The 16,216-nt window shown below is 59.4% G+C and carries 16 protein-coding genes; 8 read left to right on the top strand and 8 right to left on the bottom strand.

Translation table 11 applies throughout. From position 1 onward, the window contains the following. Positions 1-77 precede the first annotated feature (77 nt). Positions 78-1,808, top strand: a complete 1,731-nt coding sequence (locus AC1MFL_RS17410; RefSeq protein WP_479811451.1) for an ATP-dependent nuclease — start codon at positions 78-80, stop codon at positions 1,806-1,808. Between the two features lie 275 nt (positions 1,809-2,083). Here AC1MFL_RS17410 and AC1MFL_RS17405 read toward each other — a convergent pair whose 3' ends face one another. From AC1MFL_RS17405 to AC1MFL_RS17390, 4 genes are read right to left on the bottom strand one after another with little or no spacing between them, the layout of a single operon-like run. After that, complete coding sequence (locus tag AC1MFL_RS17405) at positions 2,084-4,105, bottom strand: zinc-ribbon domain-containing protein (protein ID WP_479811449.1); 2,022 nt, start codon at positions 4,103-4,105, stop codon at positions 2,084-2,086. Beyond that, entirely contained in the window at positions 4,089-5,201 is a 1,113-nt protein-coding gene (locus tag AC1MFL_RS17400) for a TniB family NTP-binding protein (RefSeq protein WP_479811447.1), read from the bottom strand. The genes AC1MFL_RS17405 and AC1MFL_RS17400 overlap by 17 nt, the downstream gene beginning before the upstream one ends. Then, the gene (locus tag AC1MFL_RS17395) at positions 5,198-7,423 is read right to left on the bottom strand and encodes a Mu transposase C-terminal domain-containing protein (protein WP_479811445.1); all 2,226 of its coding nucleotides are present in this window, start codon (positions 7,421-7,423) and stop codon (positions 5,198-5,200) included. The genes AC1MFL_RS17400 and AC1MFL_RS17395 overlap by 4 nt, the downstream gene beginning before the upstream one ends. 5 nt (positions 7,424-7,428) lie before the next feature. Continuing rightward, on the bottom strand, positions 7,429-8,208 hold the full coding sequence (locus AC1MFL_RS17390) for a TnsA-like heteromeric transposase endonuclease subunit (RefSeq protein WP_479811443.1): 780 nt from the start codon (positions 8,206-8,208) through the stop codon (positions 7,429-7,431). Positions 8,209-8,506: 298 nt separating this feature from the next. Between AC1MFL_RS17390 and AC1MFL_RS17385 the strand changes: the two genes are divergently transcribed. Beyond that, on the top strand, positions 8,507-8,971 hold the full coding sequence (locus AC1MFL_RS17385) for a hypothetical protein (protein WP_479811441.1): 465 nt from the start codon (positions 8,507-8,509) through the stop codon (positions 8,969-8,971). Positions 8,972-9,389: 418 nt separating this feature from the next. Further along, entirely contained in the window at positions 9,390-10,193 is an 804-nt protein-coding gene (locus tag AC1MFL_RS17380; RefSeq protein WP_479811439.1) for a metallophosphoesterase family protein, read from the top strand. Here AC1MFL_RS17380 and AC1MFL_RS17375 read toward each other — a convergent pair. Beyond that, positions 10,190-10,714 (bottom strand): HAD domain-containing protein, encoded by a 525-nt coding sequence (locus AC1MFL_RS17375; protein WP_479811437.1) that lies wholly within the window; start codon positions 10,712-10,714, stop codon positions 10,190-10,192. The two genes, AC1MFL_RS17380 and AC1MFL_RS17375, sit on opposite strands and share 4 nt — an antisense overlap. Before the next feature lie 784 nt (positions 10,715-11,498). On the opposite strand from AC1MFL_RS17375, the gene AC1MFL_RS17370 reads away from it, so the two are divergent. The 4 genes from AC1MFL_RS17370 to AC1MFL_RS17355 all read left to right on the top strand — a co-directional run bounded on the left by AC1MFL_RS17370 (position 11,499) and on the right by AC1MFL_RS17355 (position 13,310). Then, positions 11,499-11,816 (top strand): hypothetical protein, encoded by a 318-nt coding sequence (locus tag AC1MFL_RS17370; protein WP_479811435.1) that lies wholly within the window; start codon positions 11,499-11,501, stop codon positions 11,814-11,816. Positions 11,817-12,103: 287 nt separating this feature from the next. Next, on the top strand, positions 12,104-12,538 hold the full coding sequence (locus AC1MFL_RS17365) for a helicase associated domain-containing protein (RefSeq protein ID WP_479811433.1): 435 nt from the start codon (positions 12,104-12,106) through the stop codon (positions 12,536-12,538). Positions 12,539-12,810: 272 nt separating this feature from the next. Beyond that, positions 12,811-12,936 (top strand): hypothetical protein, encoded by a 126-nt coding sequence (locus AC1MFL_RS17360; protein WP_268753761.1) that lies wholly within the window; start codon positions 12,811-12,813, stop codon positions 12,934-12,936. A gap of 173 nt (positions 12,937-13,109) precedes the next feature. Next, the gene (locus tag AC1MFL_RS17355; protein WP_479811431.1) at positions 13,110-13,310 is read left to right on the top strand and encodes a hypothetical protein; all 201 of its coding nucleotides are present in this window, start codon (positions 13,110-13,112) and stop codon (positions 13,308-13,310) included. Between the two features lie 434 nt (positions 13,311-13,744). On the opposite strand, the gene AC1MFL_RS17350 is transcribed toward AC1MFL_RS17355, so the two are convergent. Further along, positions 13,745-14,092 (bottom strand): hypothetical protein, encoded by a 348-nt coding sequence (locus AC1MFL_RS17350; protein WP_479811429.1) that lies wholly within the window; start codon positions 14,090-14,092, stop codon positions 13,745-13,747. Positions 14,093-14,326: 234 nt separating this feature from the next. Here AC1MFL_RS17350 and AC1MFL_RS17345 point away from each other — a divergent pair, with 234 nt between their 5' ends. Continuing rightward, positions 14,327-14,641, top strand: a complete 315-nt coding sequence (locus tag AC1MFL_RS17345) for a PASTA domain-containing protein (RefSeq protein WP_479811427.1) — start codon at positions 14,327-14,329, stop codon at positions 14,639-14,641. Here the strand turns inward: AC1MFL_RS17345 and AC1MFL_RS17340 are convergent. Continuing rightward, positions 14,614-15,111, bottom strand: a complete 498-nt coding sequence (locus tag AC1MFL_RS17340; protein WP_479811425.1) for a hypothetical protein — start codon at positions 15,109-15,111, stop codon at positions 14,614-14,616. The genes AC1MFL_RS17345 and AC1MFL_RS17340 overlap by 28 nt on opposite strands. Positions 15,112-15,260: 149 nt before the next feature. After that, the gene (locus AC1MFL_RS17335) at positions 15,261-16,214 is read right to left on the bottom strand and encodes a hypothetical protein (RefSeq protein ID WP_479811423.1); all 954 of its coding nucleotides are present in this window, start codon (positions 16,212-16,214) and stop codon (positions 15,261-15,263) included. Positions 16,215-16,216: the final 2 nt, after the last annotated feature.

The raw sequence follows: 16,216 nt of genomic DNA, 5'->3' as shown, positions 1-16,216 counted from the left end.
CCGGAGGACCTAGGAAGGCCTACGGCCCCTAACTGATGTGTGGACCGTGTCTGTCTGCACCCGAGCAGTGGAGAAATGTGAAACTTAAAGAATTCTCAGTTACAAACTTCAGAAGCATCATCAAGACCGAACAATTCAAGCTTGGTGATTTTACCGTTCTTGTCGGCCCAAATAATGAAGGTAAGTCGAACCTTCTGAGAGCCATCGACATGGGCGTATCGTATGTAAAAGAGTGGGCAAAGCTCCCAGTAGATTTCGACAAGAGCACTGTGGCACACGAGCAACTCTTCAGAGAACGGCTTAGCTCAGACTTCCCTGTTTCGGGCCGAACGGCCAGATTTAATTTTGCTCGAGACTTTCCCCGACACCACAAGAAATTCGGCGATGCAACTGGCCAGACCACCATCAGACTCACTTTTGATCTAACAGCCGAAGAGTCTACAAAGTTCAAGAATGTAACCGGATCGCAGAATAATGGAACCCTGCCCATTCGGCTAACTCTTACCAAGTCTTCCGTTAAGCTGGAGATTCTGAAGCAAGGGCGCGGAGGGTCTGTTCTGGCTGCCAAGTCGGTACAGATCGCCCAAGAGGTCACTAGTGGCCTGGATTTCCAATATATCCCCGCTGTGCGTATATCTGAAGACGTCACTCAGCTCGTCACCGGGCTGGTGCGACGCAAACTCCGTACTCTCGCGCTTGAGGACGAATACCAGAGGTTGACTGCTGAGCTAAATCAGCTGCGGGATACGGCGATAGCTCAGATCGACAATTCACTCGCATCTTCCCTCCAGACATTCCTGCCCAACCTGAACTCAATCAGGATTCTCACCCAAGATAGTCGCGATGTGTTCCGTGTGCGTGACATATTCCTCGACGATGGGGTTGAAACCTCACTCAGTCAGAAAGGAGATGGCATCCAGAGCTTGGCGGCTATCTCGCTCATGCAGGAATCAGCAACCTCCGCCTCTGCGGCTGAGTCATTTATCCTCGCGGTTGAAGAACCCGAATCACATCTCCATCCGGAAGCCATACATGAAGTGCGCCAACGTCTTGCAGCTATCGCCTCACAGCAACAAGTAGTTGTTTCCACACATAGCCCATTGCTGGTGAATAGAGCCGACTATTCTTCGAACATCATCGTTGAGAAGAATTCGGCTCGATCCTGCAGTTCGCTCGGTGAACTGCGAGAGTGCCTAGGAGTGCAGGTTACTGACAACCTAGTCTCTGCTCGCCTGGCCATCATGGTCGAAGGGCTCACTGACGAAACTGCCCTGAAAGCTGTACTGTCTCATCGCTCCACTTCGATTGCTACTGCAATTCGAAATGAAGAAGTCGTCTTCATCCCGGTCAAAGGAGCTGGAAAGCTGGCCAATAGGTTGTCAGCTTTGCGCCCAACGATCACTCCTACATTCGTTGCCTTCGACAGAGACGCGGCCGGGGAGCAAGCGATTTCCCAATGCCTCGGTCAGGGCCTGCTATCAAACGGTGATTACGTCGTCTTCTCGACTGTTGGATTGAAGGAATCTGAGTTGGAGGATATGTACGAACCAGAAATCAGCATTCAGGCAGTCTTCGATGTGGTCGGAATCCGACTCAAGCCTTCCGATCTAAACCCTAGGCGGCAGAAATGGGCCACGAGATTGGAGGCGGCACTTACAAGGCATGGAGCCATCGTGGGCTTGGACACTATGGACAACATCAAGGCAGCAGCCGCTCATCTCGTGGCAGCATCCCCTTCCGACGCGCTGAAGCCTGCATGGTCGGAAATCATCGATGTGCTCATAACTCGAATAGAAGCAAAGATCTAGGCTTCCCAGTTTCAACACGGAAATCCACGCACCGCGCGGTCCTGGAGATTCGGAGGTCGTTGAACACCAAGATTTGTCTGATTTGCAGCGACCGTCGTTCAAGGGGTGACGAGGGATCGGGTGGCGCACGCACGACCAGAAGGACTCCTTGCTCACGGGGACAGGCGTCTTTGATTTGCATTACTTGGACTCCTAGCTGCTGATGCCAGCAAGGTCTCACGAGGGATGGCTGACGTCGGGCGCTGCGCTCTCCCGTGTTTCTTGCAGGGGTGCTTCTACTGTTCCGGGCGGCTTGCTTTCAGCCTGCCGGTGTCCCAGCCGTTTCGTCCTCGGTTGAACTTTCGGTGTGGCTGGGCCACGCGGTCTTCGGGTGCACATTGTGTGCATCCCCCGGATTTGTGGCGGTTGGCGACGGCGGTGTGCTGTGTGTGACCGTAAGCGCACGTCCACCACCACTCGTTGTCGGTCATGACTGTCTCGGAAGGGTGCTTTGCGTTCAGGGTGCTGTCCCAGTCTTTGACCAGGTCCGGCTCCTTGGTGGCTATATCGTTCACTCCTGTCCGCAGAACCCGGCCCGTGTCGTAGAGGCAGGTCCTCTTCGTGTATCTGCAACGGTGGCTGACGGGGGCCGGGAAAGCGTGTCCGTCGGCACAGAGCCACCACACTACGACATCGCTGCCGGGCTTTACCATGTCGGGGGTGAGGTTGCCGTTTTTGGTGGGGTGCCACCAGACCGCGACGTCGGGCCGGCGCGTTGCCAGGTCATTGACGCCTGCGACAAGTGCGGTCCCTAGACAAGCCTGGCAGCGGCCAGCCGACGTTACGAAGTAGGCCGCGGTATGGACCATCGAATGCCCGTCGCGGCAGCGGAGGTGAACCATAATTCTGGTGTTACCGGCTGTAATGTCGGCGGGCTTCAGGTTCCCGTTTTCTTCGTGGTCCCATAGGGCCGCCAGCTCGGGGTGGGTGGTGGCGAAGTCATTTGTGCCGGGGAGTAACGCCCCGGCACAATATTGGCATTGCGTTCCACGGAGCACACGGGCATTGATTTGCGCCCAGTAACTGTGACCGTTGTTGCAGGTCCATGCGACCCTCTGATTGGACCCCGGCAGCACCATGAACGGTGTTAGGGCGCCGTTGGAGGCCTGGTTCCACTCGGGAACGAGAATTGGCATGAGATCGCCGAGCGAATTAAGGCCGGCAACGACTCGCTTGCCGCAGCAGACTGCGCAGTGAAATTCTTCGGAGGCGGAGTTGCGCGCTTTCCCCTTGGGTTTGCTCTGGACGTGCCCGTTATCGCATATCAGGAGGGGTGCAGTGCCCTTGAATGGTGGGGCAAGCATGTACCGGTCGTTCCACCAAAGGTGATCCTGCCTCCCAATTGTCCGGAGGCAGTCCATCGAGCGGTGGAATGGATCCAGCGGGTATCGCGCTGCAGAGAAGTCAACTGTCGGGTCAGGCACAACGAACGGTTCGAACGCCTCTACTTGGGCCTCCCGAAGAAACGTTGTGCGGACCCAGACAGCGGTTGGCCTCAGGAGAAGCCAAACCTGGTCACAGAGCTCCGGGCTGTCATCAGTCAGCCCGTCCTCCAATACCGCGGCTAGGCGGGCGTACCGCTCGGCGAAGGATACGGTCTCGTCCAGTACTGCGGCCTGCACGGCTGGATCTGTGACGGCCGACAGGACCGTGGAGATTAATGGGAGATCTCCGGGGCGGGGTACGGAATGGTGTTCCTGGCCTTTCATGGAGTCGATGCGCCGCGTAATCTCATCGAGCAGCCTGGTGGTAGCTCTGCCTTCGGCCAAGAGGGCTCCAATTCGGAGATCCGCGTCAACGATGTCCTCTCCAACGTGTTCCAGAGCGGACGGCCCTACCGGGTGTGGCTCATAGGTCGATGGTCTTTTTGGTGACGGGCAGGGTGCGATCCAACGCCGGTGAAGCTCGCAGGTGTATCGTCCCCGATTCCATTCGTATTCGACAGCACAGGCGCCGACGCACTCGCTGCAGTGGTGCGACGAGAACGGCATGTTGCTGCTCGGCGTGGTCAGTGTCCCGGCCGGCACGCAGCACATGATCTCGCACAAGGTGACCATCCGTTGTGTGGTCTTCAGCGCTGTCGCCCGCTTGCCGATGATGCGCGTGATGTCGGCGTAGGCCAGGTGGCTGATGACTCCGCGGTGTGCCTTGAGCCGGCGTTCCAGACGGCTGGCAAAACTGTAGACGGTCTCAGCCGGCCAGGCCTTGATGCGCAGTGGGGCCGGCAACACTCTCACTAGCTCAATGGTGAGTTGCACGGACGATCCTTTTCCGGTTCCTGGCGCCTTGCAGCGGTGCGGGCGGTGCGAACCGCGCTCCGGACTCCGCTGCGTAGTCGCGGACTGATTCCTGGAGCAGCTCGCGCGTGAGGTTCTCGCTCGACGGGTCATCTTCGAAGATCAGTTTGGCTGCTGCATCGAACAGCACGGCTTTCAGGGTGCCGATGGCTCCGCCGGTGAACGTGTGTAGCCATTCGGCGTCGGACTGCACTGAGGCGGGATTTGTGGCGTAAAGGGGCAGCGCTTTAGCGAATGAACCCACGATTTTCGTCCATTCCGTTCGCTTTTGCTCGGTATGGATTGTGGTGAGGTCGATGACGTTGACATTGAACACGCGCCGCGTCAGTTGCAGTCCGGCGTCCCCGAACAGCAGTCCGGAACTCGTTAGATTCAGGCCGGAGTAGACGATGGTGCCTTCGAAGTAGTTTGTGAGGTCTTTGAGGTTGTTCACGGCCGGACGTGAGGTGGATTCGGCACCGTTGAGCATCTGAACCTCGTCCAGGACGATGAGTTTGGTTCCGACGGCAGGCAGAGCCTCTTGCAGCATCGCGGCCAAATCGGTTTCGGTATCTGACTTTTGGAAGGGCAGCGCCAGAAAGCGCGCTATCCGTTGGAGCATGCCTTTGATGGTCCGGGTGGCCGGGACGGAAGTGTAAATGACCGGAACAGCCCCGTCCGAGATTGCACCCGGATTTTCGCTTTCGTAAAGCCTCAGGTAGTACTCGATCAACGCTAGGCAGGCTGTGGATTTGCCTGCGGAGGCGGGGGCTGAGAGCATCACACCCCGCCGCCCCGCCAGCGCTCCGTCGTTCATCATGTCGGCCTTCAGAAACTGTGCAATGAGGTCGTTGATGGTGCCGGTGGTGACGGTCATGCCGCCTGCCATGAATTTGATGCGTTCGGAGTTGTACGCCGCTCTCTGACCGTCGTTCATGGCGTCGTAAACTGCCCGGTCCATCAACGTGAACTGGTTTCGCCCGGCACCGAGAACGCGATTCAGGGACTCCCATTTCATGAGCGACGTGTCGCGTTCAATAGGTTTGGGCAGCTGCCGGAAATTGCTTTCGGTCGTCATCGGCCCTCCCGTGCCTGGCCGGGCTCTTGCTGCCGTGTTTGTGCTGAGGGTACCGGCTCATCCTTGCCGCTATCCTGACCGGAAGTGGTGGCGGCGCGGACGGGGCGGGCCCCCTTGCGGCGCCTCCCATGCGTCGTTTCGACAGCGGACGCCGGGTCGAACAGTTCGTAAACGCCGGCGTTTCCCGCTGAGGCCCACATCTGGTGCGGGTCTTCGGGCGTTACTACGGTTTCCGGTCGGGGGCGGGGCATGCCCTGCTCGGCGGCCAGTCTCTCTTCTGCGTCCCGCTCCTCGGCGGCGCGCTGCTCCTTCTCCGCCGCCGCAAAGGCACCCTTAACTAGCTGCCGGGATAAGACGTTTCGGTCTTTTGCTGGCAGCTGGTGCCCCAATCCGGCAATGTTGTCTGCCGCCTCAAAAATCGCCCGCGAGAACGGCGCGTCGAACGCGTCGGAATTGACCCAGGGGCACTCGATGTAGCAACCACCGTCGGGAAAGACCTCGAGGTCCGGGACCTCCAGCCATACCGCAGCTGGATTGTTTGGGTCGACATGGACCCTCCACAGATCCCCGATAAGCTTTTCTCCGGATGGCTTACCCCGGTAGTAGTCCAATGCCTTAGAGTCGTAGCGCCTGTATCCGACCTGAAGTCCTGTCCGGCTGACTACCCGGGTTTCAACCGGCAGCAGACCGACATAGGTGGCTGGCGTGATGGGAGTGAAGAGGCACCCGCTGCGGTACGTCAAGGCTTCATACATGGTGTTGGGGCTGTAGTGGCGGCCGGGGTGGGCCGGGTGCTGCAGGGCGTCCGTCTCCAGGTTCTGCCACACGTGCCGGACCCAGAGGTCAAGAACATATGCCATCGTATGGATGCTCATCGGGGATGACGTCTCCGTCTTCGCACCCGTTTTCCGTTTGTTACGGCCCTTGACTTCCCGACCCCGGTTGCCCGAATCGCCACCGGTGAAGCCGGGGAGGTACCGACAGAACGAATCCTTAATTGTGCGGTGGAACCGTTCCACGATTGGCTTGTCCGAGCCGGTGCCCGGTGCCGCGTTAGTGACGTCGATGCAGAAGCCTCTGCAGGCGGCCAGAAAGGCGTTGGACTGGAAATCCTTTCCCAGGTCCATCATGATCCGGCGCGGCATGATTATCGGCCGGCCTGTGTCCTTGCCCTCGAGTTCTGACTCGAGCAGTGCCTGCGCCCAGGGCAGCCTCCGCACCTCGTTAAGGCTGAAAGGAAGGTTCGGTCCTGGCCGCAGGTCGGGGATGGACAGCGCCTTGGCGAGCAGGTATGCGAGATCGACACCTTTGACGCTCTTGGTGAGCATGATGGCGAGGATTGAGTGTGTTGCCTTGTCGATGAACGTCGTCAGCATGGGACGGAACAGTTCGCCATTGTCGCCGCGTACCAAGTTGTCGAGCACGGTGTTGTCGACCTGGACCTCCTCGCCGGGAGCGAATGCTGGCCGGTGCGCCATGCATCGCTTGGGTGAACTTTCGTTGGAACGGCGATTGATCGCGCTCCCGGTTGTGTAGCGGCGATTGGTGAGGAGCGCGAATTTCCGGCGGAGGGTCCTATCGGAGGGCAGCACGTCGACCTCGTCCGCGTAGGTCTCCATCCAGTCTCCCCGTACGTCTGTGACGAGCTGTTGAAAATTCGGGGTCGACTGGTCATGAGCCGCGTTCACGCGGGCCACCATCGCTTTGTGGAGCCGTCCGTCGATATTGGCGAAGGGATGGACAACTTTGACGGTACGGCCGTCGACGAGCCCCGTCGAGTCCTGTCTCTTCAGCTTGAGAACCAGCTTTTTGAGGTTGGACCCAGACAATCCGCGAGCCTGGAGTGGAGCCAGTTCCGCTGCCTTCCTGTTGATGCGCTCAGCCTGCGTGGTCGTTGCCGGGTCATAGCCCTTACGGTAGTTCGTCGCATCATGCGGTTTTCCGTAGGCAATCTCTTCCACGTGGCGGAGCAGGAAGTCCATTCGTTGTTTCTGGAGCGGGGGTAGCTCCGCGCCGGAAAGGCGAATGTCCCCTAAATGGTCCAAAGGGATGTCGGACAGATCGGCCCGTCTCATGACCGCCGCGTACGTCATGGTCAGTGTTTCTCCGGTCAGTGTGTTAAACAGGGCCAGTTCGGAGCCCTTGCGTCCCTCGATGAGGTAGTCGATGCCGTCCATGGTGATCGGCTCTGCAGAGTTCAGTTCAAGCGGGTTTTTGCTCATGTTCTTCACCTTTTCCAGACGTCAGTGTCATCGTCCAGCGGTGCTGCGGGGTTATAGGCGAGGATTCGCGTGAACATCAGGTGATAAATAGCGGGCAGATGCCGCCATTCAAGGTGCGGGTCCAGCCCGCGGGCCAATTTCATCAGTCCGATTGGTTCACTGGCCGCGTCCAGGATCCGGGCCCGAAGTTCATCGCTTGGCGCCGCGACTGAGTGGCGGTAGCCAGCGAGCCACACCAGATCATGCTTCTCGTGCCCAAACAGGGGCTCGATAATGATGTAGCCCCAGCCGAGCTCTTTGCACACATGGGCGGTCCGGTTGAACGAGACGACGTCACGCAATTCGGTAAATTCCATGTCCCTGACATCAACTATGATCGTGCGGCCCTCTCCCGTCCGGATCGCGTAGTCGGGATAGTGCGCGATACCTCCGCGGAGCAGGAAACAGCATGGCTGCGATGCAACGGCTGAGACACGCATCGCGTGTTCAATCTGCATGAGAGCCTCGTATTCGGTCATCGATTCGTACCAGACCGGCTGCTGGGTTTGCCCAACGATGTAGAGGCCTTCATGGTTGACTCTTCCGGGATGCTTGTAACCGATGCGCGACGGGACAGCACGCGTGATGTCCCCTGCGAAAGGCGCACCGTCAACAACGTGGACTTCCCCATCGACCGCGGTTTCCGGGTAGCGCCACCGGATCTCTTCGAAACCGTCCTTGATCCTGACGCCCTTGTAGGGATGCGAGGACCTGGCCCGGTTCCTGCCTATCTGTTGAGCAACCATCAGATGTCCCTGTGTCAGACAACAATACGAATTCGCCGGCGCCGTCCCAGGGACCGGGCAAGCCATGCAATCCTTCACGCCTCTCAACGGAACCGCCCCGTTAGCACCTTCGGACGCCATCGCGACGCGGGCGTCCGGCACAGCACCGGCTACTGAAGGTCAGTGCACTACGAACCGGTAAACGATGTCGTTCATATGCCCTTTGTACCGAAATTACTCCGCCTTTTAGACGGAAATCAACCCCCTAAAAGGCTGAATCATGGGTAAGGGTGCGGTGGTTGTCGACTAGAATCGGAATATGAGCGACCCTCGCTTTCAGCCCAGACTCATGGCGGCTCCGTCAGACCGCCGGCAGTTCGGCAAAGTCATCAGAATCTCGTGGCTCGAAGGCAGCACGGAACTGGAAGAAAAACGGATCGCCACTGCGCGCCTGCAACATGCCATTTCAGTCAAGATAATGGCAAGGCTCCGAGAGAACGGACAGAACATCCGCAGCTACGCAGAGCTTGCTAACGTCAGCTATGACCGTATGGCAAAGGTTCTTCGGGGCGAAGCGCTCATGCGACTCGAGGACGTAGCGGACGCTGACAGACTTCTAGGCTCCATCGTGCCCCCACTGATGGAATACCGGGCGCTGCCAATACCAGAGCCGGTCGGAGTGGAGCCAATGATTGACACTATCGCGCGACACATGGCGCTTTCCGAGCAGCTGAGAAACTATCTGGCGGAACTCCACTCGGCTCAGGTCACGAAGACCCCCTAGAGAACAAACATTTTCCCGTTCAATGTTCCTTTCAAGGCCCCAAGGGCCTCCGCCGTTTGCTCCACCGTTTGAAGAGGCCGTTTGAGTGGGAATTGGTTCTGCAGTCTGAACTGGGCCCACTTCGCCGGCTCGCCGGTTGATGAATCGCAGTTTCAGTCGAGCCCCACGGTTGATTCCATGAGAGTTTTCCCGGCGGTGGAAGGCAATGATGGAGTCGAGAATGGAGCTATTCGCGAGGATTGGCCGGGATGCCAGGGTCAGTTGCTTGTTGATCCGATGCCGGGCCGGGAGCACCGAGTTCCCGGAGGAAGGTCGTGCCTCAGGTGGACTTGATGCCGGGTCAAAAGCGCCTTCATTCAGACGACGTAGCTTGGAGTGGTTCGAGCGGCCGTGGCAACCGAGTAGGAGGTAAAACCGCGTGGACCGTAGCGCTGAAGGCAAGAGGCCGTTCGTCGTCGCCGGTGATCTCCACGGGGACCTTCAGTGGGCACGGCACTTGATCAGGTCGGCCCGTACTGCGGGCGCCAAAACGATCCTTCAGGTAGGGGATCTCGGCGTTCTCTGGCCGGGAGCGGGAAAAGGAAGGTTCGACGCCAAGTTGGACCGATACTTGGCCGCCTTCGGAATCGACATTGTCTTTATTGACGGTAATCACGACAACCACAACGAGCTGCGCGCCCTCGAGGTTGGTCCCGACGGGTTGGCGACGGTGCTGCCACGGATCAAGTACCTCCCCCGCGCCGGCCACACGGTCGTGGAAGGCCTGACCGTCGGCGGCCTGGGCGGAGCGTTTTCCGTGGATCACGCGTTCAGGAAGACGGGCATGGACTGGTGGCCCGAAATCGAAGAGGTCGAGCCGCAGGACGTTGAACGGCTCATCGCAGGCCGGCCGCTCGACGTCCTGCTCGCCCATGACGTTCCCGGCGGCGTGCCCATGGTGAGCGAGTGGGATCTCCCAGCCGAGGACGTTGCCCGTTCCCAGATAAGCCGCCACCTGCTGCAGCTGGCTGTGGAGGCCTTGCGGCCACCCAACGTCTTCTCGGGTCACTGGCATCAGCGTGTCACAGACTTGATGCTCCATTCGGACGGGGTAGAAACCCGGGTCGACGTCCTGGACATGAACGGCTCCCGTGAAGGCAATGCCGTTCTGGTTTGGCCCGGTTCCCCGTTGCAAATCGAGCCGCTGATTGTGGGCGGCGCAGGCCGCGCGCGTCAGACCTAGTGAGCGAGGAACCGGTCAATCCGTCGGAGATCCTTGTCCGTGTGCCCCACGAAACTGTCGGGCTGGATCAGGAGACGATCCGATAAATGGGCGTAGGTCGCGTGCAGCTCGTCGCCGTAGCTTGCATAGAACGCATCGTCGTCTACCCAGACCAGGCGGACTGGCTCGGTCTGTTTCTTGAGGAACTTGGCCACAGCGGGTCTCTTCCACGACAGACCAGAGCGGCCCCACATGAGGACCTCGCCCGGCTCCGGGTCGTAAAAAACAGGGAGCTGTGGCAGATCGGCCTGGTCAAGCCACTTTGTCCGCCACCCCCAAGACGTCAACCATTGAACGTCCACCCCGGATGCGGCCCACCCCTTGATCGCCTCGATAACTGCGGGGCGGACCGGGACGCCGGCATGGACCCTCGGCGGGATCGCCAACTCGTAGGTCACCTGATCCTCGGCGGGAACAACTTTTGAATGCCGCATCGGCACGACGGCACCGTCTATATCGAGGAGTAAGAGCGTATTGACCACATAGCAGATGGTAGCCCCAGCATGGTGAATCGTCCCCGATGCTCTTGCAATCTGTCGCAACTCTCGGCGCAGCGGCGGCCCGTCCCGCGTCGATCCTATTCGTCGTCTTCGGCCGCCAGAAGCAAGATGGGGCCGGGCGTGCGCCGACCCAGCCTTTCGTCAAGAGTTTTTTGCAGTCGCGCTCTAGCGCGCTTGATGTTACGGGCCTGTCTGGCCGCATGATCTACTTCCGCTTGCATCTTGCGTCCATGGCAGCGGCAAGGGCAATGTTTCCGGGCTTCCCTGTCGAGACGGTCGATGGCTTGTTCAACCCAGCCCGGTCCTAGTACCGGTTCGCCGTGCTCGGCTGCTAAATCCACCACCCACGCCGGCGTGGGGCCGCGCTCTAGACGGCGGTCCGTCACGAGCCGCAAGCGGGCCGCCGCACGTTGCACATCCCGGTACGACTTTGCATTGCGGGCCAGTTCGCTAAGAGATAACGCGCGCGGGTCCCGACGGCCACAGGGACAAAGATCGTGCCGAGTGGCGAAGACTTCACCCCGAAGAGTTGTGTCGGGGGCGGCATGCCGGCCAGCCATCACACCGCCCCCGGCAAGCGGCCACTGGGACAGCCGCGCGCCTTCCGCCATACAGAGGCGCGAGCCCCAGCGACCACCGGTTCAGCCATGCCTGTCATAGACCGATTCTAGGCCGCTGCAGCTATTTAGTCTTGGTGTCTTGCCAGCTGGCCTGCCCGTCGCCTGGACCCAGACACATCGTCATTCACCGCGGCTAAACTCGCTTCATGACGCAGGAGCTTCGGAACGACGATGCGGGCCGGTACATCGTGACCACAGCTACCGGCAGCCAATACCTGCTGGACCTGACAGCCAGAACAGTGAAGCGTCACATGGCCGCCACCGCGCCAATAGTCGACTACCTGGAGGCCGGCTTCTCGCAGCTGCGCCGTGACGGCGAAACATTGGAGCTGCTAATGCTGGAGTCGTGCGTAGTCGGCGCGTCCGCCCAATACTGGATCCAAGTCCGCGACGACCACATCCCTACTCTCAGAACGACGTCGCCTGTTGTGCGGATCGAAGCCTTGCCGACCTCCGGATCATGAAACTGCTGTGTCTTAGATCCTGCGGTGCCCGCCCGTCTTGTGAGGAGGCCGTGGCAAGATGGGGTCCATCATGGACAGGCGACTGCGGCGCGCTCCTGACGGGGAATGGGTGTTGATGTACCGGCTCGGACTGAGCCCGAAACGCTGCCCTCGTTCGCGTTCCTCCCGACGCGGTCGGATACCACTTAGCCGTCGCCCGCCGCCAGGATCCGGGGCTTGAGGCCGAACACCAGGCTGCCGCCGGCGCCGTAGCTACTCCTTGCCCCTCCCCTGCGGACCTCGCCCGCATGGAAGTGGTCATAGCCTGGATCTCGGCTGAAGCCCGGCTCCCCCGTAACCACTCCGAGCACAAGGATGAACGGTCGATGGCCCGGTGGCTCTCCGAACGCCGGCGCGAAGCAGTGGAAGGCACCCTTGACCTGGCCTACGGCCACGGGCTCGCCCAGGTGCCCGGCTGGGCCGAAAACAATCGGGCAGTGGCGGACGAGGCCCGTTGGCACCAGCGATTAGCCCAGCTCCTGGACTTCCGGAAGGAGGGAAACGACTGGCCGCGTCACCACGACTATGAATCCGAATACGAACACACCCTCGGCGTGTGGATCCACACCCAGCGGTACAAGCGCCGTCGCGGCGAACTCGACCCCGTGAAAATCAAGCTCCTGGACGACTCAGTTCCCGGATGGCAGACAGGGAGGACCCGGGGCCGTCCTGCCCGCCGTTGACTAGGCAGTCGCCCTCGCCCGGTCCTCGCAAGAATGCCAGGGGCCAACGCCCTGTCCGGCGCTCTGGTGTTTGACCGTCTAACGGGCGCCGGCCATCATGCCGGAACCAAGGCAGATCAAACTAACGTGCGTCTCGCGATGAGGACGACGCTCCACCGCTCGGACTCCTTTGGGACGGGCATGCCCGGATTCAGGGTCAGCACTTTCCTGACGTGCTACATTCTTGTTGGATACGATAAAAATATCGTTTTTTATTAAGAATGGAGACAGTCGTGGGACGACCACCCGGCGCGACGAATAAGACCCCTAGAGAACTCAGGGCAGAGGCGAAGCGTCTCAACGAGAAGGCTAAATATATCGAGAAGCTTGCCGCGTTGAAGAAGGAGAAGAAGAAGTAGGACGGCCCGGAACAACTCGGGAACAGGGCCTCAGAAACGATTAGCGGCTCAAAACTAGCGGAAACCCGTCAGGGCCTCGAGGAAGCCCTCTATTAATACGGCGAATCGCCAGCATGCCGCCACGCTCTCCGCGGCGTTCATAGATCGAACGAATTCACGAAGGTGAGGATCCGATGCCCACAGGGGCGAAGCATCAGAAGTTTACTGACATAGAAGACGAACCGGGCATCTCCTACGGCGAGGACTGCCGTTGCACAATCGGTGAGGATCACAACAACGGTGACGACACCGCGCTGAGCAATTATCTCAGCGAGTCGGACGCCGAGGATATATGGCTTTCTAGCGGAATGGACGAGGACTACGACTTCCGCTAGGCACTGCCGAGGAGATCGAATCCGGCGAAATCACCGACGGGGATCCTGAGCCCCTAGGTTTCGTCTTCGGAAGAGGCGTCTGCGCCTTCTTGCTCTCGGCCCCCATCTTCGTAGGCGTATGGCCATTGCCGACGCACCGCGAACTCGTCCCAACCGCCCCGCAGGCGGTTGTGCGCCCGATTTGCGGAGGATCTCGAGGGAGCGCACAATTTCCCCCGGCGGTAGCTCGGCCCTGCCAGCGAAGTATCCCAGCAATATGTTCACGGCCGTCGCTTCCTGCGGTTTCATCCGAGCCATACCGCAACCCTAGAACGCGGGGACCGACTCAGGAAGCGTTCCTGGCTAGTTCCGACCTTGAATCAGCAGACAGGAAAGTTACCAATGCCTGCGGGGAAGGCCGGGGAACTCAGCCGATACTTGTCGCGTCTCGGTGATCACGCCCAGCCCCGTTCCGAGTGAGTCACCCGGCGATGGTATTGCCCTTCTTCCGTCGCGTTTATCGCGTCGTCCTCACTGAAGTACCATCCGCGAACCGACCCAGAGCCAGTGCTCGCGACCAGCCATTCGGGCTTCGCGGTTCCCTTACGTCCTGCGCTATCGGTGTAGACGCCGTTGTGATCGGAGGGAGGGAGGCGAAGCGTCGCCCCGCGGACATTGATGATGCGATGCACCTGCATACGTGAGAGCCGCGCAGCTTGCGCGATCTCAGTGACCTTCACTCGGTGTTCGTAAGCGCGGACGATGACCTCGTCGAGGTGAAGGTTTGCAGCCTGGACAGCCATGCTGGCGTCCCTTAGGTCAGTGAGTATTGTCATGGGAGAAAGTGTAACAGTTGGTTACTTAAGTACCAATATGATTCATGGATGTACCCGCTATGTGTGCGTTTCAAGTCAACTGAACGAAGGCCGCCCGAAAGCCTATCCTGTCCCGGGCGCCCCCCGAACATCAGCAGTATTCTGTGGGCATAAGGTTCGATTTCACCGTTCTTGCTGTTCAGGCTCAAAGGAGATGCCGAGATGGTTGAACATCAGATGCTGCCAGTTCCCGATCTCGTTGGGCAGCCTGTGCATATTGCACAAGAAATGGCGGCGAACGTTGGGTTCGGTCTCGCAGCCGGGGACCCTGACGGGCCGGGGCTCCGTTCGCGTACGTGGCCGGGGCTGTTCTGGGTGACCTCCCAAGATCCGTCCCCAGGGTCGGTCCTTGAGCCGGGGAGTCAAATAAGGATCAGTTTCATTCAGGACGGGCAAGCCCGAAGCGGCGTGCCGGAGCAAACGGGTGGGCCGACCCCCGCATTGCAGAGTCATGCGGAGGCTGGGAAGGACGAGTGAGAGATGTCCGGTGAGGGATCCTTTTCAGAATCCGTAAAGCTCCTCTGCCAGCAGACTCCCGCATTCATCGCGCAACCGTGAAGAACATGGCGGCGCCTACCTAGAGTTCCGTGGCACTTCTCCACCTCAGGCAGGTGGTAGAACGTGCTGGTGGTCTCAAGGTTGTTGATGACTTCGTCCGGCGAATGCAGGATTGTCCTTCTGCCTAGAGCGATCGCGATGCCAAGCTCAACATGCGTGCTCTTCCCGCCTGGAAGCAGGATTACGACGACGTCGGCACCCATCACTGCATCTCTCTCATGTTGCCCGATGGAGCGCAGATCACCGACGGTGACCGTACCCGCATCGCGCTCCGACCCGTTCTGGGTCCAGTCGTACGTGTTGACGTAGCCTTTGCTTACCAAGGTTTGCCCGACGTACCGGACGTTGACGATATTTCTGAAGCTCGACGCGACATAGAACCTTTTCAAAGCTTCCGCCTCCTTGTTGGAACTGCGATCATTGTTCCTTACTGAGTCGGCCCGGTGCGCCACGTACGCCCCCAGAGGCATCCTGCACCGGGCATATAGGCAGCATGGCGATCAGCCTCAGAATCTCAGCAGCCCCGCGAAAGTTGATCTCAGTAGTCCATATTCGCAGCAAGGTCCTCCAGGCAGGCGTTGTACTCGACATATTTTGAGAATCGTTCCGGGCTTGCCATTGCTTTGACGAGTTCGGCGCGGGCTTCGGGATCGAAGCGGACGTGCAGGCCACAGGTGATCCACTCCATGGCGAAGCACATGCGAGTGCTACTAAGCCACGCGTCGAGCTCGTCAAATAGCTCAAAAACATGGTTGATGTCTTCATCTGTCGCAGGCATGAAGAAGATGCCGATGCGTTCAGTCGCGGAGCTAAGCCCTACGGGAATGGCGCCGATCCCTTCGTAGTGAAGGTAGACCGAAGAGCCGTGACCCTTCTCAAATCCACCGTGGGAATAGGTGTTACGCCAGCGTTCCACTACCTCGACCAACCTGTCGTAGAAGTGCTTGTCATCCTTGCGATTCAGATCAAGGAGTTGCGCGTACTTATCTCCCCAGCGGGAGCCTATGAACTTCTCGAGAGAGTGCTCAGAAGGGTCGAAGCCTTCGAAGGGCAACGCCAGCACCATCTGGTGTTCGAGCAGACTTAGGTAGGCGTTTACTGAAGCTACCAAGTCATGGAAAGAGTTCAGTTGCATCAGCAACTTCCCCGACTGGAAGGTCGTTGCACCCGCAATGCCATTGCCAGCACCAAGATGCTTCACCTCGTCTTCGATGACGAATGGGCTTGATGCACGTTCACGAAAATACTCATAGGTTCGGCGCAGACTGATGTGCTGGTTGACTACAGTAGCCTTACCGTGACGGAACAGCCCTGGGGCGGCCGGGGCCAAGACTAAGCTTTCAACTGCCCGCATGCTGGAGCTGAGCTTCTTTACGATTTTGTTGGCCACTCGATCGGCCTCGGCGCCGTCCTCCACGATCTCGACGTATAACCGGAGGCCGAACTTCTCTAGGGCAAGTTCGCATTGGCGGTCTTGGAACAGGAAGTTCACCC

Source organism: Arthrobacter sp. BG3 (genome assembly GCF_056680185.1).
Note: the sequence above shows the minus strand (reverse complement) of the source record. Positions and strands in the feature narration are given on the sequence as shown.